Source organism: Microseira sp. BLCC-F43 (genome assembly GCF_041929235.1).
Classification (GTDB): Bacteria; Cyanobacteriota; Cyanobacteriia; order Cyanobacteriales; family Aerosakkonemataceae; genus Microseira.
The window spans coordinates 39,803-66,139 of sequence record NZ_JBHFNP010000041.1 but is presented as its reverse complement, the minus strand read 5'-3'; the positions used below and the strand labels follow the sequence as shown (position 1 = coordinate 66,139).

At 44.2% G+C, this 26,337-nt stretch carries 27 protein-coding genes; 6 read left to right on the top strand and 21 right to left on the bottom strand.

What is annotated here, in order from left to right:
- Positions 1–358: 358 nt before the first annotated feature.
- The 4 genes from ACE1CM_RS07605 to ACE1CM_RS07590 form a co-directional block, all read right to left on the bottom strand.
- A complete protein-coding gene (locus ACE1CM_RS07605) occupies positions 359–778 on the bottom strand; it encodes an acyl-CoA thioesterase (RefSeq protein WP_374876800.1) in 420 nt (139 codons plus the stop codon).
- 66 nt (positions 779–844) lie between these two features.
- The gene (locus tag ACE1CM_RS07600; RefSeq protein ID WP_226591530.1) at positions 845–1,291 is read right to left on the bottom strand and encodes a tellurite resistance TerB family protein; all 447 of its coding nucleotides are present in this window, start codon (positions 1,289–1,291) and stop codon (positions 845–847) included.
- A gap of 123 nt (positions 1,292–1,414) precedes the next feature.
- Complete coding sequence (locus tag ACE1CM_RS07595; RefSeq protein ID WP_374876799.1) at positions 1,415–1,756, bottom strand: hypothetical protein; 342 nt, start codon at positions 1,754–1,756, stop codon at positions 1,415–1,417.
- A 328-nt stretch (positions 1,757–2,084) separates the two neighbouring features.
- Complete coding sequence (locus ACE1CM_RS07590) at positions 2,085–3,410, bottom strand: ATP-binding protein (RefSeq protein ID WP_374876798.1); 1,326 nt, start codon at positions 3,408–3,410, stop codon at positions 2,085–2,087.
- 457 nt (positions 3,411–3,867) lie between these two features.
- On the opposite strand from ACE1CM_RS07590, the gene ACE1CM_RS07585 reads away from it, so the two are divergent.
- On the top strand, positions 3,868–5,466 hold the full coding sequence (locus tag ACE1CM_RS07585) for a helix-turn-helix domain-containing protein (protein ID WP_374876797.1): 1,599 nt from the start codon (positions 3,868–3,870) through the stop codon (positions 5,464–5,466).
- 78 nt (positions 5,467–5,544) lie between these two features.
- On the opposite strand, the gene ACE1CM_RS07580 is transcribed toward ACE1CM_RS07585, so the two are convergent.
- The 4 genes from ACE1CM_RS07580 to ACE1CM_RS07565 form a co-directional block, all read right to left on the bottom strand.
- Entirely contained in the window at positions 5,545–6,303 is a 759-nt protein-coding gene (locus ACE1CM_RS07580) for a class I SAM-dependent methyltransferase (RefSeq protein ID WP_374876796.1), read from the bottom strand.
- Positions 6,304–6,321: 18 nt separating this feature from the next.
- Positions 6,322–8,304 (bottom strand): cyclase family protein, encoded by a 1,983-nt coding sequence (locus ACE1CM_RS07575; protein ID WP_374876795.1) that lies wholly within the window; start codon positions 8,302–8,304, stop codon positions 6,322–6,324.
- A complete protein-coding gene (locus ACE1CM_RS07570; protein WP_374876794.1) occupies positions 8,231–8,548 on the bottom strand; it encodes a hypothetical protein in 318 nt (105 codons plus the stop codon). The genes ACE1CM_RS07575 and ACE1CM_RS07570 overlap by 74 nt, the downstream gene beginning before the upstream one ends.
- A 203-nt stretch (positions 8,549–8,751) precedes the next feature.
- Positions 8,752–9,537, bottom strand: coding sequence for a calcium-binding protein (locus tag ACE1CM_RS07565; protein WP_374876793.1), 786 nt, complete (start codon positions 9,535–9,537; stop codon positions 8,752–8,754).
- Positions 9,538–9,738: 201 nt separating this feature from the next.
- Here ACE1CM_RS07565 and ACE1CM_RS07560 point away from each other — a divergent pair, with 201 nt between their 5' ends.
- The 3 genes from ACE1CM_RS07560 to ACE1CM_RS07550 all read left to right on the top strand — a co-directional run bounded on the left by ACE1CM_RS07560 (position 9,739) and on the right by ACE1CM_RS07550 (position 11,064).
- The gene (locus ACE1CM_RS07560; RefSeq protein WP_374876792.1) at positions 9,739–10,044 is read left to right on the top strand and encodes a hypothetical protein; all 306 of its coding nucleotides are present in this window, start codon (positions 9,739–9,741) and stop codon (positions 10,042–10,044) included.
- 113 nt (positions 10,045–10,157) lie between these two features.
- The gene (locus tag ACE1CM_RS07555) at positions 10,158–10,640 is read left to right on the top strand and encodes a GNAT family N-acetyltransferase (protein WP_374876791.1); all 483 of its coding nucleotides are present in this window, start codon (positions 10,158–10,160) and stop codon (positions 10,638–10,640) included.
- A gap of 106 nt (positions 10,641–10,746) precedes the next feature.
- Positions 10,747–11,064, top strand: a complete 318-nt coding sequence (locus ACE1CM_RS07550; RefSeq protein WP_374876790.1) for an antibiotic biosynthesis monooxygenase family protein — start codon at positions 10,747–10,749, stop codon at positions 11,062–11,064.
- A 148-nt stretch (positions 11,065–11,212) separates the two neighbouring features.
- Here the strand turns inward: ACE1CM_RS07550 and ACE1CM_RS07545 are convergent, their stop codons facing one another.
- A complete protein-coding gene (locus ACE1CM_RS07545; protein ID WP_374876789.1) occupies positions 11,213–11,653 on the bottom strand; it encodes a secondary thiamine-phosphate synthase enzyme YjbQ in 441 nt (146 codons plus the stop codon).
- A gap of 442 nt (positions 11,654–12,095) precedes the next feature.
- Here ACE1CM_RS07545 and ACE1CM_RS07540 point away from each other — a divergent pair, with 442 nt between their 5' ends.
- Entirely contained in the window at positions 12,096–12,548 is a 453-nt protein-coding gene (locus tag ACE1CM_RS07540) for an EVE domain-containing protein (protein ID WP_374876788.1), read from the top strand.
- 21 nt (positions 12,549–12,569) lie between these two features.
- Here the strand turns inward: ACE1CM_RS07540 and ACE1CM_RS07535 are convergent, their stop codons facing one another.
- The 7 genes from ACE1CM_RS07535 to ACE1CM_RS07505 all read right to left on the bottom strand — a co-directional run bounded on the left by ACE1CM_RS07535 (position 12,570) and on the right by ACE1CM_RS07505 (position 21,598).
- Positions 12,570–12,779: a hypothetical protein gene (locus tag ACE1CM_RS07535; protein WP_374876787.1), complete on the bottom strand. Its 210-nt coding sequence runs from the start codon at positions 12,777–12,779 to the stop codon at positions 12,570–12,572.
- 160 nt (positions 12,780–12,939) lie between these two features.
- Entirely contained in the window at positions 12,940–14,109 is a 1,170-nt protein-coding gene (locus tag ACE1CM_RS07530; RefSeq protein ID WP_374876786.1) for an ATP-binding protein, read from the bottom strand.
- Positions 14,110–14,183: 74 nt separating this feature from the next.
- Positions 14,184–14,636 carry a response regulator gene (locus ACE1CM_RS07525; RefSeq protein ID WP_374876785.1) on the bottom strand — a complete coding sequence of 151 codons (453 nt, stop codon included), beginning with the start codon at positions 14,634–14,636 and terminating at the stop codon, positions 14,184–14,186.
- Between the two features lie 81 nt (positions 14,637–14,717).
- Positions 14,718–15,992 carry an RNA-guided endonuclease IscB gene (gene iscB / locus ACE1CM_RS07520; protein WP_374876784.1) on the bottom strand — a complete coding sequence of 425 codons (1,275 nt, stop codon included), beginning with the start codon at positions 15,990–15,992 and terminating at the stop codon, positions 14,718–14,720.
- 189 nt (positions 15,993–16,181) lie between these two features.
- Positions 16,182–18,503, bottom strand: coding sequence for an ATP-binding protein (locus ACE1CM_RS07515; protein WP_374876783.1), 2,322 nt, complete (start codon positions 18,501–18,503; stop codon positions 16,182–16,184).
- A gap of 569 nt (positions 18,504–19,072) precedes the next feature.
- On the bottom strand, positions 19,073–21,172 hold the full coding sequence (locus ACE1CM_RS07510; RefSeq protein WP_374876782.1) for a M3 family metallopeptidase: 2,100 nt from the start codon (positions 21,170–21,172) through the stop codon (positions 19,073–19,075).
- Between the two features lie 219 nt (positions 21,173–21,391).
- A complete protein-coding gene (locus ACE1CM_RS07505) occupies positions 21,392–21,598 on the bottom strand; it encodes a hypothetical protein (protein ID WP_374876781.1) in 207 nt (68 codons plus the stop codon).
- On the opposite strand from ACE1CM_RS07505, the gene ACE1CM_RS07500 reads away from it, so the two are divergent.
- Complete coding sequence (locus ACE1CM_RS07500) at positions 21,590–22,144, top strand: hypothetical protein (protein WP_374876780.1); 555 nt, start codon at positions 21,590–21,592, stop codon at positions 22,142–22,144. The genes ACE1CM_RS07505 and ACE1CM_RS07500 overlap by 9 nt on opposite strands.
- Before the next feature lie 138 nt (positions 22,145–22,282).
- Here the strand turns inward: ACE1CM_RS07500 and rbsK are convergent, their stop codons facing one another.
- The 5 genes from rbsK to ACE1CM_RS07475 all read right to left on the bottom strand — a co-directional run bounded on the left by rbsK (position 22,283) and on the right by ACE1CM_RS07475 (position 26,063).
- A complete protein-coding gene (gene rbsK / locus ACE1CM_RS07495) occupies positions 22,283–23,215 on the bottom strand; it encodes a ribokinase (protein ID WP_374876779.1) in 933 nt (310 codons plus the stop codon).
- Positions 23,216–23,346: 131 nt separating this feature from the next.
- On the bottom strand, positions 23,347–23,865 hold the full coding sequence (locus ACE1CM_RS07490; RefSeq protein ID WP_374876778.1) for a hypothetical protein: 519 nt from the start codon (positions 23,863–23,865) through the stop codon (positions 23,347–23,349).
- 137 nt (positions 23,866–24,002) lie between these two features.
- Entirely contained in the window at positions 24,003–24,353 is a 351-nt protein-coding gene (locus ACE1CM_RS07485) for a hypothetical protein (protein ID WP_374876777.1), read from the bottom strand.
- Positions 24,354–24,685: 332 nt separating this feature from the next.
- A complete protein-coding gene (locus ACE1CM_RS07480; protein WP_374876776.1) occupies positions 24,686–25,234 on the bottom strand; it encodes a hypothetical protein in 549 nt (182 codons plus the stop codon).
- A 316-nt stretch (positions 25,235–25,550) separates the two neighbouring features.
- Entirely contained in the window at positions 25,551–26,063 is a 513-nt protein-coding gene (locus ACE1CM_RS07475; RefSeq protein WP_374876775.1) for a mannan-binding lectin, read from the bottom strand.
- Between the last annotated feature and the right edge of the window lie 274 nt (positions 26,064–26,337).

Genomic DNA, 26,337 nt, shown 5'->3' with positions numbered 1-26,337 from the left:
TTTTGCCTGCCTAAATTGACAATTTAAGCCGACGCTCAAAATTTTTCCCTTATCCTATACCCAATTCACCTGCCAAGACATTCGCAATGACTACTTGATTATTATTAAAAATGAATTTTTATAAACCTAGCTATAGATAGATTATTTATATCCGTCTAAAGATAGATTTTTATAGGTTTCCGATGCGATATTAAACAGAGTTTTTGGTATTGATAAAACCTTGTATTTTTTAATACATAAATTCAATTTCAGCTCGGGGATGAAAAGTAGTTTATATTACATTACTTGGCGTTTCGCTCCCCCTAAATACCCGTTTTTAAGCTGGCGCTGGGGGAGCGAATACTTTTCAAACATCCTCTCAATCCTCTGTTTCTCCCCACTGGTGCAACCATTGCATCATTTCTGCCGGTATTTGTTTTCTAGTTCTGCCTATAGGATCGATACAAACGTGTCTGGAAATCGCTTTGGCAACTAACTGATCTGACTCTGCCATAACAATTTGATAAGCAGTTGCAAATTTCTCCCGCGTTAATACTTTTGAAGTTAAGTAAATTGTTATATGATCGCCGCAAAACATAGGGCGAAAAAAATCTACACTAGCGTGAACAATCGGAATAGCAACTTCTTGATTGCTGAAAAACAATTTAAGATTAATCCCCGATGCAGCGAGGGATTCTTCATAAGCTTCGTGACACATGGCTAGCACGTTAGCGAAGTAAACCACACCAGCTGCATCGGTATCTTGAAAGCGGATAGTTCGAGTATAAGTGAATGGCATTTGATGGTATTATGGATAAAAGGTGGGGAATGCCCACCCTATGCGATCGCTCTCACCAGAAAACTTCTAACCTTTGTTTTTTATCAGCATCACATCGATAATTTTGATGGCTGTTTCTTCTGGTATTTCTAAAAGGTGATGCAGGTCGTTCAAAAGATTTTCTTCCTCATCGGTAACTTCACCATCAGATAAAATGATATCAGTTGCTACGGCAAAAGCTGTTTCTTTTAAATCGTCTGGAAGTGTAGCGATCGCAGCATTAAATAGCACATCAACACCATCCCGTTGCAGAATACTCAACAGTCGATCGATCATTTTTCGCATCACGTCGTCCGGATAGCTCCTGAACAGCTGCATTCGAGATAAACTGGTGCTAATAACTCGCGCTTCCGAATCGGTCATGTAACCGTCTGCGGCTACGGCAACTAATGCGATCGCTGCAAATGCTTCGGCAGGTCCCAAGGTTGTTTGGGTTGACCTGCGACCGCCGCTGATTTTATCAAACAAGCCCATTGTCGTTTCCTTTTTTTGTAACAATCTTCTCAATATTACACTTAGATGTACGGCGAAAGTTTGTGTAGCGGCTGCCATTTTTGCTGCCCCTACACAAACTTTCGCCTAGTGGCTGTAATTCAATCATTTGGCATCTACTATATTTGGCTCCATATTTGCAGGCACTTGCTCTCGATCTGTTCTAGCAGTTTGATTCGGTGAGTTGCTGAGATTTTCTGTAACAAAAGGATTGAAATCCGGTGGCATCGGCGCTATATCGCGGATGATTAAGATCGGATCGCAATCTTTGGGTTGTTGCTCAATCCGACGAATTTCTATTTCAAACTGCTGCCGTCCTTGCTCAAAAAAATCTGGATGATGCTTTTGTAATGAACCAAAGGAACTGTTTGGAATTTGAGCTATTGCAGGAGCAGCTATTCCGACTGAAAGCAGTAGCGCGATCAGGGATAAAATTCTGGTTTTCATGTTGCTAACCTCCTTATGCTTACTCTAACCAGCTCAGGGGAGGCAATTTTATAGCGGATTTCAAGAAGCTTTAGCTACAGCCAACAGCCTTCGTTTGTGTAGGGTATTAATGCTGATGCTGCACAAACTTTCCCCGTATGAGGTACGGCTGCAAGCATCTGTATAAGGGCAAATCTAATGAATTCTCTTAGCGCTCTAAATGGCCTTGCTGAATATTATGATTGAGATCGAGTCTTGATTGATTTAGACTCTATATTATACTTCGTCTTTGCACTGTCCAATTCCGGATATTTAGCCTATTATTTTTTATTTTAGCAATTCCTACAAATTACCGCTCGGTAAGTGCCAACTCAGCTTTAAGAAAATCAACAAATTGTCGTGCTGTTCTGCCAGAACGACCGTTATGGCGGGTTGCCCACTGCAAGGCACGGGCGTCTAAATCTTCTTGCCTGAGATTAATTCCCGCTTGAGCGGCTAAATTGCGGACAATGGTTAAATAGGCATTTTGATCTGCCGGTTCAAAGGTGAGGGTTAAACCGAAGCGATCGCTAAAGGAAAGTTTCTCCTGCATTGTATCCCAGGCGTGGATTTCTTCGCGATCGCTAGGGCGGGGTCGATCGTCAAAAAACTCGCGAATCAAATGCCGCCTGTTAGAAGTTGCATACACCACCACATTTGGCGGACGCGCGGTGACGCTGCCTTCTAAAACCACTTTTAAAGCTTTAAACCCATCGTCATCTTCTTCAAAACTAAGGTCATCGACAAAAATCATAAATTTCTGGGGAACGCCGCGCAACGAGTCCACAATTTGCGGTAAATCTTTCAAGTCTGATTTGGCAACTTCGATTAACCGGAGATTGCCAGATCTATACTTATTCAACAACCCTTTCACCAAGGAAGATTTCCCCGACCCGCGACTCCCATAAAGCAATACGTGCAAAGCGGGATATCCTGCGAGTAAAAATTCGGTATTTTTCAACAGCGCATCTCGCTGGGACTCGTAAGCGAATAACTCGGTTAACTGTACCGGATCCGGGTGCCCGATGCCTACCAACTGTCCCGACACCCAGCGCAACGCGCGATACTTGGCAAATAAACCCGTGCCGCACTGTCGGTAATAAGCTGCTAAATCTTCCAACCCATCTGCCCAATTTTCCAATTGTTGCAGCGAGTTGATAACCTTTGTTGCCTCCTGGGATGGGGTGGTTGTCTCATCTTGTTCCTGATACCAGGCGACGGGTGCTAAAGGCAATCCGGATGCTTCCTGTACCCAATGACTCAGTTGAGTGCCGCTGCATTCGTAGAGACTTTGCAACGCTTGCAGATCCTGCTGTGCTGCGGCGACTAAAGCGGGTGGTAAATTCTCTAATTCCGTTTGCTGGACTTGTTGGGTAAAAGGATTATCATTGAGAAGAATTTGCATTATCAGATAATCTTGCCAGCTTTGACGCACCGCCGAAGCAGCTCTAAACCAACGACCGTAAGCTTGAAGATAACTCAATCCCTGGGGATCGCGATGCCGTAGTGCTTGCAATAAATCCAGAAAGCTGCCACCGACTTCCCCGAAGAGAACCGACTGGTACAGCAACAGGGACGCCGCTTGGCGCTGGAGGAAGTGAATAGAAGCGATCGCACTAGCATCAAACGAAGACATGATTGGCATTTTAGAGCAAAACTAACCCAAATCTTCCCGATTTCAATTTTTAATTTTTATTTTATCAACCAAAAATTATACTTCGTATAAAGCTGGAGCGGAAATATTAAAAAATTAAAAAGATTGAGAGAATATTTATTACGCCAAATTAAAGTTATGTAAAGATGCTCGTAGTGAACAGAAATAAAATCAATAAAAATAGTATTAAATAGATTATTGTGAACAGAAAAGATAGGAATGCTTTAGTAATTTTAGAAAAATTCTCAATAATCGTCTAGGTGAAAAACCTAGACCAACCCTAACAACGATGTCAGGGTTTTACAAGGAAGGCATGGAGCTGCAGGGCAAAAACTAAAATTTTAGCCGTGCAGAAGCTTACCTTTTAAGGTAAGCAAATCGGAGGGAGACAGGAAACAAGCTTGCAAAATACCAATTAGCAAGGAAAGAAGTTTGGAGTATGGCTTACAAAATACCTGGCTGCTGTTTAGGTTGTGATAGCTGCCGTACCCATTGTCCTACGGGTGCAATCAAAGTGGAAGGCGGCGAAGAATATTGGATAGACCCTAGTCTTTGTAACAACTGCGAGGGTTATTATCCAGAACCGCAATGTTTGGCGTTTTGTCCAATTGAATGTCCGGTGCCATCGGAGCCAAAAAAGGGTCGATATAAAGCCGATGCCAGACCAATAACAAGTCCCAACTTATTTGCCAATGGGAAAAATAATCCCTTTGCGTCGGCGATGGTGATATGGGAACTTTGTAACCTTTTGGCACAGCGACAATCGCTACCTTGGAAGGTGGATGAAGTGGGGGCGCCATATTATGAGCGGGAAGTTAATGGAGGTCGAGGAGCGATTGCATACCGAATTACCGATAGCATCGCCAACGATACGCCCCCCCTCAGCGGCGAAAAAGCCGTGTTAGAGATAGAATCGCTGGATATCAGGGCAGCTTGTATGCACCTGATCTATGCTGCCCACGCTACCGCGCTGGAAAAGCCGTGGGAACAGGAATTTTTGATTAGCGATCGTCAAATCGAGGAATATCTGGGTTTGGAGAAACGCAAGGACTTAAGCAAATCCTTCAAACTATCTCTAATCCGAGAACTAGCCGAACAACCTTGCCTAATTACAGGTGCAATTGATTGGCCCCAACAAGGTAAAATCAACGGATTCTCAACCTCACCAAATCACCTGTGGCACCTAGTAGAAATTCAATACCACTTCCAAGCCGATGAACTGGGGTGCAAACATCTAATCGGCTTAACTTTCAAAGTTCGGGCTGGTATTTGGGCGCAGTATTTCTTGAACAAACAAGCGTGTAAAGAGCAAACCGCTTTTTATCAGTATGGCGTCTTGCCCAAATCGCTTTTAACCAACGTCATGAGCATCTGGCAGCAACATGAAGGAGCCGCCCGCATGATGTTGTGGTTGCTATTTAAAACCAAAATGGGCAAAGAGCAGCGCATCACCGTGCCAACTTTAATGCGAATAGCCTATGGCGAAGAAAAAGTCGCCTTAGCCTCGCAAAAACGGGAAGAACGCAAGCGGTTATTGCGGGCGTTTGAAAGCGATTTAGAATGTCTCCATAACCACGGCTTAAAACCCGTATTCGATCCGGTTACTTACCCCCCAGAAATACAACCACTCTGGGCAAAATTAGGCGACATTCCAGAGGATGGCGACGACGCCTTAGACTTCTGGATTAACGATGCCAATAACGACACGCGCATCACCGATGCGGGACCTCGCGGCAAGTGGAATTTGTTAATGAATGCCCGTATTTCCTGGTTTGAAATTCCGCCAGACTGGGAATACGCAGGAGAGGGCGAGAAAAAGAAACGAACCGCTACCTGCAAAAAAACCAAGTCAAAAGAACGCTCAGTTCTTTTAGCCGAACAAATTATGGCAGCCCGAAAAAACCAGGGCATCAGTCAGCGAGAATTAGCCAAACTCACAGGCAAAAGCCAAAGTTGGGTTCGGGACTTAGAAAAAGGGCGCTTATCTGCCAAATTTGAAGATCAAATGTTGCTGCGAAAAGTTCTAGGTTTGGCTTGATTAATAGCTAATGGCTAATTGCTAATTGCTAATTGCTAATTGTCTAAGGTGAGTCTTTTGACTATTAGCCATTAGCCATTAGCCATTACCCATTAGCTTTTTCTCAAATCCCATGAAATGCTGCTGAGGTAAAAATTCTTGGGTTTCTTTCCAAACTAAACCTACTGCTGACATTTCTTTTTTTACTTGCCTTTGAGTCATTTTATGCAGCGCTTTAATCGGAATAAAAGGATTTTCACCCCGATATTCGACTAAAATAACTCGTCCGCCTGGTTTCAGCGCCTTGACTACCTCTGACATCATCTCAAACGGATATTCAAATTCGTGGTAAGCATCCACCATGAATGCCAGGTCAATCGTATCCGGTGGGAGATTGGGAGAAGTAAAGCTGCCTAAAATTGATTCAACATTGGTAAGATTTTTCTGTTGTTTTAACGAGTCCAGAATATCGAGCATTTCCGGTTGAATATCGACGGCGAGTACCTTTCCTTGGGGGACTTTTGGCGCAATGCGAAAGCTAAAATAACCCGTTCCTGCACCGATATCTGCTACTATATCCGTCGGCTGTAAATTCAGCGCTTCGACGACAAGTCTGGGGCGTTCTTCAAACCCTCGCGTCGGTCTTTCTAACCACCCCGCTACCTGGTGTCCCATGACTTTAGCAATTTCTCGATTCATGTAGAACTTGCCAATGCCATCAGTACTATGCTTAACTCGCTGTTGATAAATAACATTAGTATCGCCGATCCGACTCGTAGCAAGTGCAAAAGCAGGATTGAGGACTAAAGTCCTCACTACTAACAGCAGAATGATAAAGCTGAGGATAATTGAGCGCATTCGTTCGTAGTAAGGACTTCAGTCCTGATTGTTTCTAACAAAGGCGAGTACAGCAGCGGCAGAACCCGAACCACCTTTAAGACGCAAGACACCAATTACCAAAGTAGTGCCTTTTGGTGGCAGTTGATCTAAATTAGTCAAATTTTCCAATACAATGCGGGGTTTTTCTAGTACCTGGCGGTTTGTGGCAAACGTTGCATTCAAACCCGCATCTACGCCGTGTGTATCGATTCCAACACCGGCTATTTGACGCGCTCGCAGCAAAAATTGCGTCGCCTCGCTGCTAAACCCTGGAAAATGAAGGTTTCCATCAGCATCTTGGTTTAAAAAAGCTTGACTGTCAGACCACTTTTCTTGCCAGCCTGTATATAATAGCACCACGCTCCCCGCCGGAATTTGACCGTGTTGTTGTTCCCAGGATAGGATATCAGCGATCGCTAACTCATAATCGGAATCAACCATAGTTTTTGCGCGGATATCGATGACTACCGCCGGAACAATTAACGACTCAGCAGAATAGGCATCAATTCCAATACCCCAAGCGTGAAAACTATTGGGTGCATTCATATGAGTTGCACTATGTTCTCCAAGGGAAAACCGCCGCAGATAATAGCCATCTTTTTCTATTTCTGCGATAGTTTCAAATTCGACTTTTGGGTCACCAGGCCATTGAGGAATATCGGGGTCAATGATATGACTTAAATCGATAACTTTTGAGTAAGTAATGCTTTTTTCACCAGGCGGAGGCAGAGCCTCCCTAATCTCGTACCCAGGCTGAGCCTGGGTACGAGTCAACTCGCTCTCAGGCTGAGCCTGGGTACGAGTCAACTCGCTCAACTCGCTCTCAGGTTGAGCTTGGGTACGAGTCAACTCGCTCCCAGGCTGAGCCTGGGAGCGATAGTAGGGAGGCTCTGCCTCTGGATTCTTCTGAGTTAATTGTTTTAATGTCGCCTCCATTACTGCGGTTGTTTGACCCGTGACAGTAAAAACCAAAGCTTCTCGATAAACTCGTTGTGCCGGGTGGTTAATATAATTAGCTGCACCGCTAGAAACGGTCACTGCTGCATGGGCGCAACGAGCCGCTAAATCAATTGCTTGGGCGCGAAGTTGGAGTTTTTCATCTAAAGTAAAGCTGGGATTTTTTTCGGCTGCTTTAATAGCAGTTCGACAGCGAGAAAGTTCCTGGGTGAGAGAGTCAAAAGCTTTACGAATAAACGGCAGGGATTTATCTTGTAAAGTGTTTTCTAGAATATCAAGTCCGGATCTCGCGCATCCCATTGCTAAAAAAGTCGAGCGCAAGACGTTTTTTTTATCATTTTCATGTATCCAACCCGGAGGTTTGATAGAAACGATGCGATCGTCAGTTAAAAACCAATTTTTCAGCGTAGCAGTTACCGTATTCGTTGATGTCATCGCCGCCAGTTCCATCGGCTGACTAAAGGCAATATTACCGCCTGTTTCTTGATAAGTTTCCACCAGCGGTACGATACCAAAAACAGCCCGCCCATCGGGTAAACTAGCGGCAACAATAAACTCTTGAAATAAACCCCATCCCGTCACCCAAGGCACAAATCCGTTGAGCAAATAACCGCCATCTACGGGAACGGCTAAAATAACTGGGTCGCCTTCCCGTCGCAGTTGAGAAAAACCAATGCCTAGCAAAACCTCACCGTTACTCATGCGGGGAAGATATGCTTGCATCAGCGAGGAGTTTCGACCTTCAAAGATCGTACCGGCAGCACTTTGGTGTTGCGTTTGCAAGAAAGCTAAAGCACCCGAATATCGGGCAACTAATTCTTGGAAAGATTGAAAGGTTTCTTCATTCGCTCCGGCACCACCCCACTCGGTCGGAATTCTCAGTGTCAGGACACCCAATTCACCTAGACCTTGGAGCGCTTGAAATAAAGTGTCTGAATCCCTATCTATTTTATTGGCTATCGGGGCTACAGATCTTTGTAGGTAAGATTCGATCGGGTCGAGTAAGTTGGATAGAACTTTCATTAGAATCACCGGGAAACTGCATCCCCTTAGGGAAAATTTCTATTGACAAAAAGGCGATTTTCTTGATTGCATCAAATCCAGGTTTGGGGATGTAGATGCAACGAGAACAACGGCAGCCTTTTTCATTCATTATCCAGCCGGTTGCTTCTACTAATTCACCATCCTGTCTTTCTGACTTCGTTGCTGTTGAGACAGTTTCTGCCTCTCTGGCTCGATTTGGATCGAGAGTAACTAAATCTACCATTAAAACTTCCCCGCCCAGCGGGTCGTCGGGAGCGCTTTATTGTATAATCTAAAACAGCATCGTGGGTAGGCAAAATTTTTGATGCGGTTTTTTGATCAACACCCTTTCCACCACAATTTTGCCAGAAACCCGGTTTTTTCAAAAAACCGGGTTTCTCATGCCGCTTATAGAACAGAGAGGGGGGTTGGGGGGAGAGGTTTTCCCTAGATATTCACTGTAATAAAACGACTGGCAATTTGCTCTTGCGTTGCATCAATAATGCTAGCCACATAAGGTCCATTTGCACCGACGCTAATCAAGGTAACGTCTGTCGAACCATTCCCATCACGATCGAAAGATGTAGGTGTAATTAGACCCTCGTTGATGAACCTTGTTCCCCGACCCGAACCGACAAAAAGGTTATAAACTTGAGTGGAAGGTACTGTCTGTGTACTAAATGTAAGTTGGTTCGCTGACAGTCCTCCGCTAAGTCCAATAAAGTCACTCGATGGATCGAAGTCGAGAATCAGCTGTGGGACAGTTAAGTTAATTGAATCGCTTGTATTGCCCAAAAGCAGATCCTGTCTGAATACAAACACATCACTACCTGCGCCGCCAAAATTTATATTGACACCCCTATCGCCAATTAAAGTATCGTTACCATTTCCACCAATTAAATAGTCATCACCTTTGCCACCCCGGAGCAAGTCATCTCCATCTCCGCCATTGATAAAATCATCTGCTTGCATACCGTTGAGGATGTCATTGTTAGCTTGTCCAAAAATGTTATCGTTCCCTTCACCACCAAATAGGCTATCGTTACCCGCAGCACCTAAAAGACTGTCGTTGCCAGCACCGCCCAATACCAAATCTCCGTCCGATGAACCCGTTATTGTATCGTTTCCTGCCAAACCCCGTAACCCACCCGGCAGCGTGCTTAGTAGCCCTGAAGTAATGGTAAAATTGTCAACTTCGGGAGTTAAGTCAAAAAAAGGAAAATTTGCTTGCATATTTATTACCTTTTCTTGTAAAAGCAGATCAATTATAAAGGCTTTTTGGAAAAATTTTAGAGCCAGATAATAAAAAAATTGTGGAAAAAACTAGACGTTAAGCGATTGTCCTGGAAGGTTGCAGGCAGATTAAAAACAGAACTTACGCCAGTTATTTTCCCCCCTCTCAGCAGAGGGGGAGAGGGGGGGTAGGGGGGAGAGGTGAAAATCTTAGCTTTAGAGTTTGGCGGGAGCAAGCACGCCGCCGCTTTGCTAAATTTAGGTGAAAAACAGTGGATTGCTCACAAACGCGCCCTCTCGCCGCCTAATCCGAATTTTAGGACGGATATGGAGATAATGCGATCGCTCGCCAGCGACCTTTTACAAAACGAAACACCCGCTGCTATCGGCGTCAGTTTCGGTGGCCCAGTCGATGCTACCACCGGCACGGTACGTTTATCCCACCAAGTTGAAGGATGGGAAAATAGCGGTGCGGTGGCACTAGCATCTGATATCCTGTCTGGTTGATTGCGTCTTGAGAGAGGCGGGTTTAGCCAAGTTGTCTGTTAGAGTTTGAAAGTTATTGGTAAAACCCGCCCCAAAAATTCTCACCTACCCGCCTGCTTACCCGCTCACCTGCTATGATTCGTCCTGCTACACCCGCTGATGTTCCCGCCATTTTGCCGATGGTTGCCAAGATTTGTGCGTTGCATGAAACTTGGAATGAGGCGAAATATGGATTTTTACCCAATCCAGAACAGCGTTACGAGGGATGGTTGAAAAGATTGACGACCAACGAAACCAGCGTTTTCCTAGTCGCCTCTGCACCCGAACAACCGGGCAAATTAGTTGGATTTATAGTAGCAACGGTAGAGAAAGAAATACCCATCTATCGTTTAAAAGAATATGCTTTTATTCACGACCTTTGGGTGGAAGAAGAATATCGCCGCAGTGGAATCGCGCGACAAATGGTCATGGAAACCATTGAGCAATTTAAGCTCAGGGGAGTCAAACAAATTCGGCTCGATACAGAGGCGGTTAACGAATCAGCGCAGCGGTTGTTTTCCTCCTGCGGTTTTCGGGTTAGCACGATAGAAATGCTGGTGGAATTGGAGTCACTTTGACGAATTTTAAAATTAGGAACATAGTTGGACTACTTCACATTATCTTTAGGGACAGCATTTAGAGTTTGGTGGTAAGTTGAGCAATGTTGATCTAGCATTTCAACCCATGATATTGGAAGTTGCGATTCTTGAGGTTAAACCTAATTTGACTGAAGAATTTGAAGCTGCATTCAAAACAGCCTCAACGATTATTGTTTCTATGTCAGGCTATATCTCCCATGAGCTTCAACGATCTCTAGAAACTACAAATCGTTATATTCTGCTTGTACGTTGGCAGCAATTAGAAGACCATACGGTTGGATTTCGACAATCGCCAAAATATCAAGAGTGGCGCTCCCTACTCCACCACTTCTACGATCCATTTCCAACTGTGGAGCATTATCAAAGCGTTTTGTTTAACTCTGGATCTGAGTTTTGCCCATGATACTCCCTGAATTTTCATTATATGGGAAAATGGATGCGGTACGTCGGTCTTAAAAAGGGAGATTGAGATCGTTAAATTTCAATTCCCCCTTAAAAAGGGGGTTAGCGGGGACAAGTCCCCCTTTTTAAGGGGGATTTAGGGGGATCTCTTACACCCCACTAATCTGCACAAACACAGTTCTTTTTCTCGGTCCATCCAAATCAAAAAATAACACAGATTGGTAAGTACCCAAACCCAATTTACCATCTACAACCGGAATTACTTCACTCGTACTCAAAGTCATCGCCATCAAGTGCGAGTGAGCATTCATCGGTTCATCCGGCGGGATATTTGTTCTTAAATGCAGGTCGTTATGCAAGTACTTATCCGATTCCGGCGCTAACTTTCTCAGATATACTTTAATATCTTCCAGCAACCTTTCCTCATATTCATTAATCGCCAAAGCCGTTGTCGTGTGACGAGAAAACACTAAAACCTGCCCCGTTTTGATTCCACTAGCCTCTATAATTTTTGTCAGATTGGGCGTAATATTATAAATGTTGATTCCGGCATCGGTTTCTACTTCAACAATTTCATTTATAATCTGCATAAGTAGTTAGTTCTTAGTTGTCAGTTGTCATTGGATCAGATGGTACTTTACTTGGTGCGATTTAAATCCCTTTTTTACAGAACTGGCGACAGCATTAAGTCCATTTTAATGGACTTGAGCTATTAGCCCGCAAATTGATGATGCTGTTGGTAAAGTCACTCCGGGATCTGACCCCTCCCCAACCCCTCCCCTAAGCGGGGAGGGGCTTTCCGGCCCCCCCTTCCCTCCTAGGGAAGGGGGTTGGGGGGTTAGGTTTTTCGACTTTGCCAACAGGATCATTGATTGGTGGGCGGGTCGTCAGGCAGGTGCAATATCTAAGTATTCCAGGACTTACGCACGAAGAGAAAATCACCTTTGTTTCTTCCTATATCTCTAGCTGACAAATCAACGGTTTTTCAGATTTAAGTATTACAAAAAAGAGTCGTTAAGTGAGGAAGCTATCGTGAATTATTGGTTAATGAAATCAGAACCTACTGTATACAGCATTGCTGACTTAGAGCGAGAACATCAAACGATTTGGGAAGGAGTCCGCAATTACCAAGCGCGCAACTTCCTGCGGGAAATGAAAGTAGGAGATTTAGCCTTTTTGAACGCGACACCCCCAGGCATTGCCGGATTAATGCGGATTGTCAAAAGTAATATTATAGACCCGACTCAGTTCGATTTTAACAGTAAATACTATGATGCCAAATCTACTCAAGCATCCCCAAGGTGGCAGACAGTTGCAGTGGAATTTGTTGAAGCTTTCCCGACAATTTTATCTTTAGAAACACTCAAACAAGAGTTTAGCGACCAAGAGTTATTATTAGTCAAGCGAGGGAATCGATTATCGGTGATGCCAGTGGCAGAAATAGTAGCTGAGAAAATTATAGCGCTCGCTCCCCAAAGTTTATAATTATTACCAGGAAGTAGCAATTTAATCTTGTGGCGAGGTGTCAGATGACACCTTTCTAAACTTAATAACAACGGTAAAATAATTGAGCATTTCTACAACGTGTCCCCTAATAGCACCTTGACCAAAACATTCTTTGGCTTCCTCTGCTGTTGCAAACTCTAGATGAAACCCATCTTTCTCGACCTCAACTCGCTTTGGATGAAACGAGCTGATTCCCATATCATCAGCCATAATATTACTCCATTCTTGCAATCAGTTGTTTCAATCCTGTTGCCAGGATTCATTAATTTGAAAGTACCGCAAGCAGCATCGCTGGCACACAATTTCCATTACCTATAGTTCCACTTTGACAGTTGCGTAAGTCTTGTGCCAGTTGCCTAAGTTCTTACCCCTAATTGCAATAGCTTTGCACCATCACCGGCAGCGTCACTGTAAAAGTCGTGCCAACTCCCTCTTCACTTTGCACGGAAATCTCGCCTCCATGCGCCTCCACACACCTTTTGACAATGGCTAATCCTAAACCAGTACCGGGAATTGTATCGACATTACTGGCGCGGTGGAAAGGTTCAAACAGTCGTTCTTGGTCTTCTTCTGGAATGCCAATTCCTTGGTCTTGAATCCGGAAAATAACTGTTTTTTCCTGACCGATTAGTTCAAATCTAATTATACCACCTTCCGGTGAATATTTAATCGCGTTGGCTAGTAGATTGGTCAAAATGTGTCGCAGAAGATTTTCATCCCATAGCGCCTCGACGAATACCCCACCCGTTGTAAAAACAAGCTGATGTTTCTCGCCTATATTGAGTTTTAGCTCTTCAATCAAATCGTGGCAAAATAGTTTTAAAGCTAAGGGAGTGGGGCGAAACTCAAATTTACCGGCATCGGCTTTACCGAGTACTAAAGCTTCATCCAATAACTGTGCCATGTTTTTGATGGCTGAGCGGATTAATTGGTAATGAGCGTGTTTTTTCTCCCGCGTTAATTTTTGTTCGTGGTGTTGCAGAAATCCAGCCGAAAGCAGAATAGCATTTAAAGGATTGCGGAAATCGTGAGACAGCATCGAGACGAATTCAGATTTGAGTTGATTGATTTCTTTGGCTTTCATCAACTCAGCGGTTCGTTCCTCAACGCGAGTTTCTAAGGTTTTATTTAATTCCCGTAACGATTCTGACATTTGCTTGCGTTCGATCGCATAATAGAGCGATCGCACCAACAATTGCGAATTTACCTGGCGCTTGACTAGATAATCTTGCGCCCCTTGACGCACCGCTTCTATCGCCAGTTCGTCATCGTTGGTATTCGTTAGCACTACAATCGGTATGCTAGGGGCAAGACTTATCAGCGGCGGCAGGGAGGCTAATCCTTGGCTGTCTGGTAGCGTTAAATCCAACAAAATCGCATCAAAACAATCTTGATTTAGTTGTTCAATTGCTTCTCGCAATCGCTTCACATGCACCAGACTAAATTCCTTGGACTTCGCTTGCTGCAAAAACTCTTCCAACAATCTAGCTTCTGCCAGACTGTCTTCAATCAACAAGATTTTTAGCGCGCTTGCAAGCATATTCTTTTGGTTCTTCCCTTTCTCCTCCTTTGATAGTCTGCCCAATCTAAAATTTAAAATTACAATCCAAAATCCTATGACTCCGATGGTAAGGTAACTGTTGCTAACCAGAAATCTTCAATCCCCTTCACGATTTTGAATAGTTCGTTGAGATTGCGGGATTTGGTGATGTAGCAATTGACGTGCAATTCGTAGCTGTGGTGAATATCCTCCTCATTTCTAGAAGTTGTCAGCACGACGACCGGAATGCGTTTCAAGTCAGGGTCGGCTTTAATTTCTGCTAGCACTTCTCGACCATCTTTTTTGGGCAAGTTTAAATCTAGCAGAATCAGGTCAGGACGCAATGCTTCAGTATACTCCCCTTCGCGGCGGAGATATGCGATCGCGTCAATCCCATTCCTCACCGCCACCACCTGATGAGACACCGAACTATCTTTCAATGCCTCTTGTATTAAACGAATATCCGCTTTATTGTCCTCCACCAAAAAGATGATTTTGGGTCTTTCGGTTGCTTCTACGCTCACCATAAACCTCCGGGAGTCTCGAATTTCCTGCGCTTAAGACGGGAGAGGAAAGACGACGCGGCGAATACATTTGCCGTTTTCTTCCTAGAATGCATAGCTGTAACCATCCTTTTGATGAACTTTAAAGCAATATCTATAACTGATGCCTGATATTCTTCCATCCTTAGTTACAATATCAAAACTGCCAGTTGCTCTACAAAGAACTCGACCAATGTAAATGCCAATTTTCTTGCCGCAACTGACAACTGCTTTAACAATGTCACCCGTTTGAAATCCTTTATGGATTTGGGTTCTAGAGCGATGTCGAGTGGGAAATCCGTATTTATCAGTACCGCACATTTGACGAGTTCCATGACCCGTAGATTTGATTAACAGTGGTTGTTTAGCCAGAATCTCCAATTGCTCAACTTTACCCACACAAGCTGCATCTATCCAATGAGTTTTAGCTAACTCCAAACGACATCGATTGTACTTGGTTTGTCCTCCACTCCCTGTCTCAATAGGTAAATCTGTTTGTTTTAATCGCTTTAACAATGCCCATCTGGTTGAATTGATTGCTGCTGCGTCCTTTGATGGACGCTTTACTTGTGCTAAAACTCTCTTTAAGACATCAGGTTTGTTTTTCAAGAAAACCTCAATATTCTGAGTTCCTTTTTTGATGTTGCAAGGTTCACAAGCTAGGCAAAGGTTAGAAATTCTATTAGTTCCTCCCTTAGCTTTGGGTTGAATATGCTCAATTTGTAGCGGCACATTTTGAATACTACAGTAAGCACATTTTTGTTCCCATTTAGCTAACAAATACTCTCTAATCTCGCAGCCAAACAATGTACCTTGCTGGTACTCAATTTGTGCTATTTCAGGATTGTCTATTTGCTGTAAATCAAATCGGACAACTTCTTGAGATATACCTGTAATTGGGGCATATCTGCGTAACCGATTAACCCAAGTAAAAATTGTTTCAATTCGATGTTGAAGACTGGGAGCTAACCAACCATCAGGACGAGTACGGTTTAAAAATCGAGGCTGACGATAGCGAGTCTTACGGTTTCTCCTTCCTCTTCTTAATGCTCTACGTAACTCAAGAGCATCTTTAATCTGTTGTCCACGATGGGTAAGTTCTGCCCCCCAAACAACTTGATTTCCTTGAAGTAAGGCTATCCCTGTGGTTTTTGAACCGGGGTCTAGTTTCAGTTGTATTGGCTGAGGGTTATCATCAACAGCTTTATTCAAAACAATTGTGAAGGGAAACCGTCGAAAGACTTTTGCTTTCCCCAATCTGAGTAAACTTCTAGCAACTCCTGGTCTACACGGGTTGAGTGGTTTACGGTTGGTATCTAGAACTAAAACAAGGTTAGACATTGTTGCGTCTCTTCTGATTTCTCGTAACGTTAGCTTCGCCAATGTTCAGAGTCGGTACTTTCCAAAACGCACTTCCTTAACCCCTTAGAGATGTTTAACGTTTTGGTTCTAGAAGCTCAGGTCTAGCTACGCAACCCAAGGTAGGAACTTAAACTCTTACTCTGAACGTAGCCATATGGCTAAGGCTGGTCAGCTACCTGAAACTGGAGGCACGAATCCCCCACGCTTCAGCCGGGGGTGCTGACGCTCGCGTCCTCCGACTGGAATTGTAAAATAAAAAGTCGCACCTTTTCCTAATTCTGACTCAACCCAGATCCGACCTCGGTGACATTCCACAATCTTTTTACAAATCGCTAATCCCATCCCCGTACCTGGGTATTCATCCCGCGCGTGCAGGCGTTGAAAAATCACAAAAATGCGCTCGGAAAATTGCGGTTCAATCCCAATCCCGTTATCCTTGACTGAAAATAACCACGCATCTTCTAAACGAGTTGCTCCTAAGTGAATTACAGGGGTTTCTTCGCTGCGGAACTTGATAGCATTCCCGATCAGATTTTGGAATAGCTGCATCATTTGAGTGCTATCCGCCATCACCGTTGGCATGGGGTCGTGGGTAATAACCGCTTGACTTTCACCGATGCGTCGCCGCAGATTGCTCAGCGCTTTATCCAAGGATTTTTCCACATCAGTCAGCTTAAATTCGCTGCCTTGAATATCTACTTTTGAATAAGCCAGCACGTCATCAATCAAAGTTTGCATCAAGCTGACTCCTTCAACGGTAAAGCTAATAAATTCTTTAGCATCTTCGTCGAGTTGGTCGCAATAGCGCATCTCTAACAGTTGCACGTAATTCGCTACTTGATTGAGCGGTTCTTGCAAGTCATGGGATGCTACATAAGCAAACTTTTTCAGTTCCGCATTAGACCGTTCTAAATCTTGCGCTAATTGAGCCAGCTCATCTGCTTGACGCAGCACGATGTTAATAATTGCCTTTCTCAATTCCAGTGCAGTTTTAACTTCCACCTGTTTCCAGGGCAGCGATGTTAATCGAACGGTTTCTTTCCACAATTCAAATGATTTACGCGGACACAGGCGCAAATTCCCCTCGGCGCGATTTAATTCATAAGCCTGATTCGGGTTGCCTCCCCAATTGACCGTTTTAATTACTTCTGGTCGGAACCACAACACGTAGTTTTTCTTGGAGATAGGAATTGCTAGCAAACCGCTGGCGACGTTTTTATACTTCTCCGCATCGGGATAAATCCTCGGCAAAGAATCGGTGTAGAAGACTTCTTCTTGAACGTTATTCTTGAGCCATTGGACTAAGAAATTCAAATCTTCTTCTTTGGGAGTTTCGCCGATGGTGGTAAAATAGTTGCCAAAACAGACGGCGGCTCCAGTAGCGTTCGCTAAGTCGAGCAGATTCGGCTGGTGTTTGAGCAACCCATCAACAAAGTTTTCTTCTTGGGACATGTATTCAATCAAAGCTGATTGAACGTAGTTTAATTTCATCCGATAGTCGTAATCTTCGGTTTCTTCTTTTGCCGAGATTTCCGAAAATACTACTCGCCCCAAGAATTCGCAAGCTTTCCGCAATTCGTAAGACACGTGTTTGGGCGTCTGATGGTGACAAGCAATCAGTCCCCAGAGTTTTTGGTCTTTCATTAAAGAAATCGTCAGACTCGCTCCAACTCCCATATTGTGCAGGTATTCCATATGGCAGTCAGCCGCACTTCTGAGCAGAGACAATGTTAAATCGAGCCGTTGTTCGCTGATGGGATTCTCAGCGGGAAAAAGTCCGACGGGTTGCGCTTTGGTATCGGGGATTAATCTGATCCAATTTGAGGTAAAAAATGTTCTGGCTGGTTTAGGAATATCTGACTCTGGATAGTGCAAACCCAGGTAAGATTCCATAGTCTCTAATTTTTCTTCGGCGATGACGGCTCCATGTCCATCGTCATCAAATTTATACAGCATCACCCGGTCGAACCCAGTGACTTTTCGGACTTCCTGGACAATAATTTGACAAAAATCCCGCAGATTCGCTGTTTTTTCTAATTGGTTAATCGATGCCCTCGCTAAATGATAAAAACTGAGAAACGGAATGCTTTCTTGTGAGAATGTTGGCTCTAATTCTAAAATCAGGAACCCATCTTTGTTGCGATGAAACAGTGCATCAAAGACTAGATAATTATCGCCCTTGGTGCGCGCCCAAACTTTGGTGGGATTGATGTAATCAAAATTTTCGTCGGTTAACCCGGCTTTAATTCTCTCTACTTGGTAGGGATCTAGGATTTCTTCTAGAGTTTTTTGCAGCATTTCTGGGGGCGATATGCCAAAAATAGAGTAGGTATTGCTGCTCGTTTGTAATATTTTTAATTCTGGTTCTTCTAATACGAACAAAACCCCGTGAGGCTGAATTTGCCCCGATAGCTGAGTGGCTAGCTGCATTGCTTCTTGTTCCAAGCTAGCCAAATTAATATCTTGTCCTTGTATGTCTATGTCTATCATGATTTCCTCCGTTATCGGGGTGACAAAAATCTGTGCGATCGCAACACTCCCTGGATGTCACTCCCGCAGCACTCTAAAACTTACTTGCAGACGAGCAAACTAATGCCGATGCTAAAATCTGGTTCCCTTCAATTGCGCTCAAAATTTTCTGAATCGTTTTGCAGTGTTTTGCCCATCTGCTTGCGTTAAACAGCATAGCACGATCGCCGTGCCTGCCTTATCATCAAAATGTAAAAAATTGTACAAAACAGGGAACTCTTCTGTTTCTGATGCGGCTGCTAGGGTAAGGGCAGGATAGGGATTTTTAGCCTTAATTTCGCCTTTTTTTGAGGATGACGCGAAGGATTAATGTAACAATTTATGTGTGATTCGTAATGCTTGAAAATATCTTTTCTTATTTATATAAACTCAAATGCAGCAATTTTCTGAACCGCCCCCATGCTTTAGCATGGGGCTACACAAACAAAGCAAGGCGTAGCGGGCTGCAAGAATTTCAGCCCGCTACGCCTTGCTTTGTTTGTATAGCGATACGCTTAAGGGTATCGCGCTTTTTGGCGACTATCCTTTAATTAAGCCGCTAAACCGCTGTGTCTGAGTAAGGGTGTAACAGAAGGTTCGCGTCCTCGGAAGGCTTTAAAGACTTCCATCGGGTGTAAACTTCCGCCTAAAGCGAGGACGGTATTGCGGAAGCGCGATCCGGTGGTAGCGATAGCTTCTTCCCGGTCCAAACCAGCTTCTTCAAACGCCGCAAACGCATCCGCACTCAATACTTCAGCCCATTTATAGCTGTAATAACCCGCCGCATAACCGCCAGCGAAGATATGCCCGAAGCTGCATAAAAAGCCATCTTCGGGTAGGGGTGGCAAAATCGTGGTGGTTTTGGCGACGCGGCGACGCACATCGGCTGCGGTTTCCTCGCCACCAGGTTGATAGCGGTGGTGCAATTCTAAGTCCACCAAGCTAAAGTGCAACTGGCGCAGCATCACACTACCACTCATATAAGTGCGCGCAGCCAATAGTTTTTGGTAATAATGCTCTGGTAGCGGTTCCCCTGTTTCGTAATGTTTCGCCATTCCCATCAAAGTGGGTCGTTCGTAACACCAGTTTTCCATAAACTGACTGGGCAGTTCTACCGCATCCCATTCAACGTTATTGATACCCGCTGCTTTGGGATAATCTACCTTTGTCAGCATGTGTTGCAAACCGTGTCCAAATTCGTGGAACAAGGTTTCCACTTCGCCAAAGGTCATCAAGCTGGGTTTACCATCGACTGGGGGACTTTGATTGCAAACCAAATACGCCACAGGTAACCTGGTTTTGGGCGTCCCCGCTTCGATAATTTTGGCGCGCACAATGCACTCATCCATCCAAGCACCGCCCCGCTTTTCCGCTGGACGACTGTATGGATCTAAATAGAAGTAAGCGATCCGATTCCCCGTTTCATCCGCAATTTGGAAATATCGTACATCCTCGTGCCATAGTGGTGCTTGACCATCGGCAGCAGTTATGGTGACTCCGAACAACCGCTTGGCTAAACCAAACAAACCATCTAGCACTTGCGGTAACGGGAAATAAGGGCGCAACTCTTCCGCACTAAAGGCAAATTTTTCTTCCCGCTGCCTTTCCGACCAAAATGGGATATCCCAGTGTTTCAAGTCCATAGCTGACTCTGCACCTTTCGATGCTGCAAAAGCTTTGAGTTCTTCCAATTCCTTCAAAGCTGCATCGTAACTAACGCGGCGCAGTTCTTCTAGCAGCGCTTCTACTGCATCGACGCTGGGAGCCATTTTACTGGCTAAACTTAATTCGGCATAGCTGTTAAAGCCGAGTAGCTGCGCCTGTTTTTGACGCAGTTCTAATATGCGTTCAACCAACGGATTATTATCTAACTCCCCACTAGAAGCGCGACTGATATAAGCTTTGTAGAGTTTTTCCCGCAAGTCGCGTCTAGTGCTGTGCTGCATGAAGGGGAAGTAACTGGGGAAGTCCAGAGTGATGCGCCAGGGTCCATTTTCCGGGGTGGCGTTTTCTTCTTTGGCGGCGCGGGCAGAAGCGGCGGCTAAACTGAGTAAGCTTCGCGGTAAACCGTCAACTTCGTCAAAGCTGGTTAAGGTAAGGCTAAAAGCTTTAGTCGCGTCTAGGACGTGGTTCGAGAATTTGGTAGAAAGTTCTGCCAGTTCGAGTTTGATTTTGTTGAATTGGTATCGCTTTTCTCCTTCAAATCCTACCCCCGATAGTTCCGCATCTCGGATTGCCGCTTCTACAATGCGCTTTTGTGCCGACTCTAAACTTTTCCAAGTATCCCCCGCCCGCAGTGCCTTAAACGCCTCGTAGATCGGTTTGCTTTGGCTGAGCTTGTTCCAAAATTGTACAACTAGAGGCTGTACCGTTTCCTGGGCGGCGCGCAGTTCGGGGCTATTTTTCACACCCATCAAATGATTTACTACACCCCAACTCCAATTTAAGCGCTCTGTCAATCTATCTAAAGGTTCAACCAAGCCGTTCCAAGTGGGTGTTACGCTAGCCTCCAATCTGGCAAGCTCCTCATCTAGTTCAGCCAGTAGCTGGGTTATTGCAGGTACCACATGCTCAGGCTTAATGGCATCAAACGGGGGCAACCCTTTGCCTCTTAATAACAGGTTATCGGTAACGCTGGTAGTTGCAATCATGGGTGGTTTTTATACCAGTTGAACGTTAATTGTCAGTGAATTCTCCCAGCTTATCCCTTCCACTTAGGTTGCGGGAGAGGTAGCAACTGTCGAGACGCAAAAGTCGCCCGGAACCTAAGGCTGAGCTATATCCCAGCCTTACCGGACTCAATGCGGCTACTCCTATCCTAGAGGACTTTAGCCAGAGTGGCTGTTGCCTGGAAATCGGGGTTCAATTGGCTAGCGGGTAATGAATGATACTGGTGCATTCAGTCCAGGTTGGGAGTTGTTATGGTAATAATATTTATTATGGTAGAGGTTTGCAGAGGGGAATTGTGAGTGCGATCGCAGCCCACGACCATCGGCAGCAGTTATGGTAATATCAAACAACCGCTTGGCTAAACCAAACAAAATAATTCCCATGCCAACGGAAGTGATATGACTCAAGCACACAGGGGAATAATGAAAAAGTTAATTTATACAACTGCGCTCGCTATTTTATCCATCGGGATGATAAGTTGTAATCAGCCACAGAGTAATAGGGCTAAGGATACTAAAATAGATACCACTGTTGCAGCTAACACTGAATCCGCTAATTCTCGACCAGACCAAGCTGAAGTGAAGGATAACAAGAATATTAATTCTCAAAGCCAAGCCAAAGTTAAGGCTAATTCAGCTAATTCTGCTGAAAGTAGCAGCAAATATAAGACTAATTCTAGCAAGCAAACTAGCTCCGGAAAACTGGAAGTTGGTACAGTCAAAAGGATCCAACAAGGCGATATTAGCTGCTATGTAGACTTAGTGGATGAAAATGGTGAAACTCACGTAAGTATGTATGCAGCTTTTGATATCTGTGACGAGGAAAAAAATTTTTTAAATAAAAAAGTCCGTTTAAGCTATGAATTAGCTAACCTTAATGATTGCCAAAGTGCCGAACCATGCGGCAAAACTAGGCAAGAAACCATTATCAGTAAAATGGAGATTATCAGATAAAATTCAGAGAGATTTTGGCGAGAAACAAAGGTGATTTGCGTAATTCCTCTTCTTTTCTCTTACCTCTGCGTCCTCTGCGTCCTCTGCGGTTAATTAAATAGGTATTTTTTCGGCGGGAAACGAGTAAGTGACAAAAGCTCACAGAATTTGGCGATCTTTGAGAAACTGGTTAAATGCATCGCGGGAGGGCATCGAAGGCATTGCACCGGGTTTCGTAGTAGCGATCGCACCCGCCGCCGCACCCCATACTACCGCTTGTCGCAAAGACTGTCCTTCTGTTAAACCTGCTACCAAACCCCCATTAAATGCATCTCCAGCAGCAGTTGTATCCACCGCTTCCACGGGAAATGCTGGCACAAAGAAACACTCATCCCCTGTAGCACAGCAAACACCCAATGCCCCTAATTTAACAATCGCCGTTTTCACCCCTCGCTGACGCAATACAGCAGCAGCTTCAAATGCCGTTTCCGGATGATTAACTGGAAAACCAACTAATTGCGCCGCTTCGATTTCATTTGGGGTAATAATATCAACCAATCGATAAATTTCATCCGGGATATCTTTCTGCGCGGGTGCTGGATCTAAAATCACTGATATTCCGGCATTCCGAGCGGCTTTTGCTGCTAAAATTACCGCCGATAAAGGGATCTCTAATTGGAGTAATAAAGCAGATGTACTGTCAAAAATATTACTTAATGGTTCCAAATCTTCAGCATTTACACGATGATTGGCACCGGGAACGACGATAATATTATTTTGCCCGCTGTCTTCTACGGCGATGATGGCGACGCCGGAATGAGCTTCGGTATCGGTTAAGACATAATCTGTGGATACGCCATAGGTTTGGAGACTGGCGAGGAGGGAGTTACCTTCGGCATCTTTTCCCACTCTTCCCACCATAAAAGTCGGGATACCCAATTTTGCCATTGCTACCGCCTGATTCGCACCTTTTCCCCCCGGTGCGGTAAAAAAATCATGGCCTAGTAGGGTTTCTCCCGGAATCGGTAACCGGGGTGTTTTTACTACTAAGTCCATGTTGATGCTACCGAAAACGATTACTTTATTGGTCATGAGTCAGTAGGGGCTATTCAATCTGTACTATCTCCAATAAGAATACCCCTTCCAGTCGCGTGTAAGGGGCTAGCAAGGATTTCTCAGGAGGGTATGTTTCGGGAGGGCTATTTATGCTCTTCGTCTTCTGACTACGACTGTGACGGTTTGAATTTTACATAACTACCATTTTTGTCAAACCGGCCTATAAAAGCCCAGTTAATCCATCCACCATCGCCTTGATTGATGAATTCACCACTTTCAAACACCCAAATACCGTAATGGATGCCGTCATAAACTGCTGAACCATAGAATACAACACCTTTAAATCTTTCCTGATAGTTTTGGTTCAAATTAAAAACCATCACATGGTATCGTTTACCCAAATTGTGTCGCTTTGCAGCAAAACGCGCAGCATAATAAACTGTGTTCGCTAAATTTTTCACAAATCCGCTACGGTTTTGAGCAGATTTGATATCGGATTTGATTTGGTTAGCAATGCCAAGTAAATCCAGGTTAACAGATAGACCTACACCAGACTGTGCCATCATAATTTGTTGCTTGTTATATAGCTTGTTTGCGCTAGCAACATCACTGATAGCAAGAGTTGTAGTTGATGCAGCAAGAGTCATAGTTAATAAGGTGCCAAAAACTGCAACAGGGGTTTTCATGACTAATTTTTCCTTTCAACGAGAGGTTTATCTAGCCCGCCCAAGCGGGCTAGGTTTGTATGGCCCCAGGTTTTCAACCAGTGGTAGAAAAAAGGGCATTAAATGCGGATTAGGTATGTGGGATTCAACAGTATCCTCTATTTTTGTTGGTATGGTTTACAGCTGCGTTGCAGCCATTGTGCCCCTTGTTCAAGACGTGGCAAGTGTTGCCAAGCCTTTTTACAAGCTTCTTCACGTGAAGCTTTACGTAGTCCACTTTCGTTATGTTGCTGACGGACGTTTTTGCCACACTCTACGGGAGTTACACCAGAAATAACTCGTCCATCTTTAGCCTTATAGGTATATTCAACTTTTGCACACATTCTCAGTGTTTTGTGACTACCTCCACCTGCGGCTAAAGAGGGACTTACCAATGGCATCGCTAGGGAAACAGCAGAGGCGATGATTGTGCCAAAAGTAGCCAGGGTTTTTGATTGAATCGAACGCATAATCTATTCTCCAAAGTTACTTGGGTTTGACTTGTGTCTACTTATCTCAGGTTGACTCTGCAAGCTTTTACGCAATTAGCTTCTGAAATTTACAAAACTTTATAAATCGACGATTCTTCTGCGAGCTACAATAATTTTGCAATTGCCACTCAAAAATAAAACAATCGCCGTTGACCAAAAGCTTTGGGTCAAAAGCGATTGTCATATCAGAAAATTGATGGGTTTGACTAGGGACGGCAGCCCTGTCAGTTGCCAAGCCATGCCTTATACATTGGATAGCAGTTTAAGGCTTTATTTGACCGGACTAACTTTTCAAACACCCTCTTGATTTGTTATGTATGACCGCCGACTTGAAGGATTTTGACTTCATATTCATTGGTGACTTTGCCTTGACGGTCTTTCTTCTGTTCGAGCGAATATGTAACCCGATTCTTCTGGCTTAGGCGAAATTGAAATTGATTGTTTCCGAATGATTTCCAATCGGAATCTCCAATTGCTTCAGCAGCCTCTTTAGGAGATTTGCCCGCTTTAATCTGATTCAGAAAATCCTCATATTTCTGCATTTCAGTTGGTGTGAGTCCCTGTTTAATGCGTGCCTTTTGATCGTTTACAGTCCATTGAGGTTTAGGTTTACTGGAACTGGGCTGCTGGTTAGAATTGTGCTGTTGGTTGGAACTGCGCCCTGGTTTACCAGCTACCAGGATGGAGGAATCGGTCGATAAAGTTTCAAACGTAGGCGCAACAGAGTTGGTAGCCTTTTGATAACTACTAAAGTTCTGGGGTGCGGCTAAAGAGGGACTAACCAATGGCATCGTTAGGGAAACAGCAGAGGCGATGATTGTGCCAAAAGCAGCCAGGGTTTTTGATTGAATCGAACGCATAATCTATTCTCCAAAGTTACTTGGGTTTGACTTGTGTCTACTTATCTCAGGTTGGTTAGGGGAGTTTTTACGCAAAAAGCTGGTGATTTTACAAAAGTTTATAAATATAGGATTCTTCTGCGAGCTACAATAATTTTGCAATTGCCACTCAAAAATAAAACAATCGCCGTTGACCAAAAGCTTTGGTTCAAAAGCGATTGTCATATCATAAATAGGGACGACAGCGCTGTCAGTTGCCAAGCCATGCCTGAGACATTGGATAGCAGTTTAAGGCTTTATTTGACCAAACTGACTTTTCAAACACCCTCTTGATTTGTCATGTATGACCGCCGACATCACGTATTTCAACTACGTGGTATTGACCATAGATAGAAAAAGTAACCCGATCGCCTCCACTTAACCTAATTTCGTAGAGATTGTCTACTCCTCGCAAACGTTTGACCGTCTCGCCAACTTGGTTTGCTGCTTCGTAAGGACTTAATCCCCTGTGACTAATCGCCGTCTTAAAATCTCTATATTTCCACAATGATGCTTGTGTGATTCGGCGAGTAAAACGTTCGTTGCTCAACTCTAAACGCCAACCACAGCTACAAACTGACTGCTGGCGATACACCGTTGTATGCCAATTACCATTCCACCACATGCTGTTCGCAGTACAAAGCTGAGGGCATACTGTTCGTGCATGACCGTTATTCCAGATTGGACCTGCGTTAAACTCCCGCCCAAAAGCTTTGCCAGAAAAGCCAACAACAGCAGAACTGCAAACAAGAAGTGAGCTAAGAGACAACAAGAATCTCTTTTTCATGAGTTGATTAAAATTAGTGGACATGACATTCTCCTTATCCGGTGAAAAGTCAGAAAAGTTATTTGAGTTTGACTTGTTTCTACTTCTCTCAGGTTGGCTCTCCAAGCTTTTACGCAAAAAGCGGCTGAATTTTACAAAACTTTACAAACAGGCGCGTTGTGTGCAAGACTGCTGCTCTCAGGGTCAGGAATCTAGCCAAAAGTAAATTTTTGTCAACAAAGCGACATTTTGCGTAGAATACAAGGATTAAAACTAAGATAGGTACAAGCAGAAGCGGCACAGACTTGTTCTACTGCTA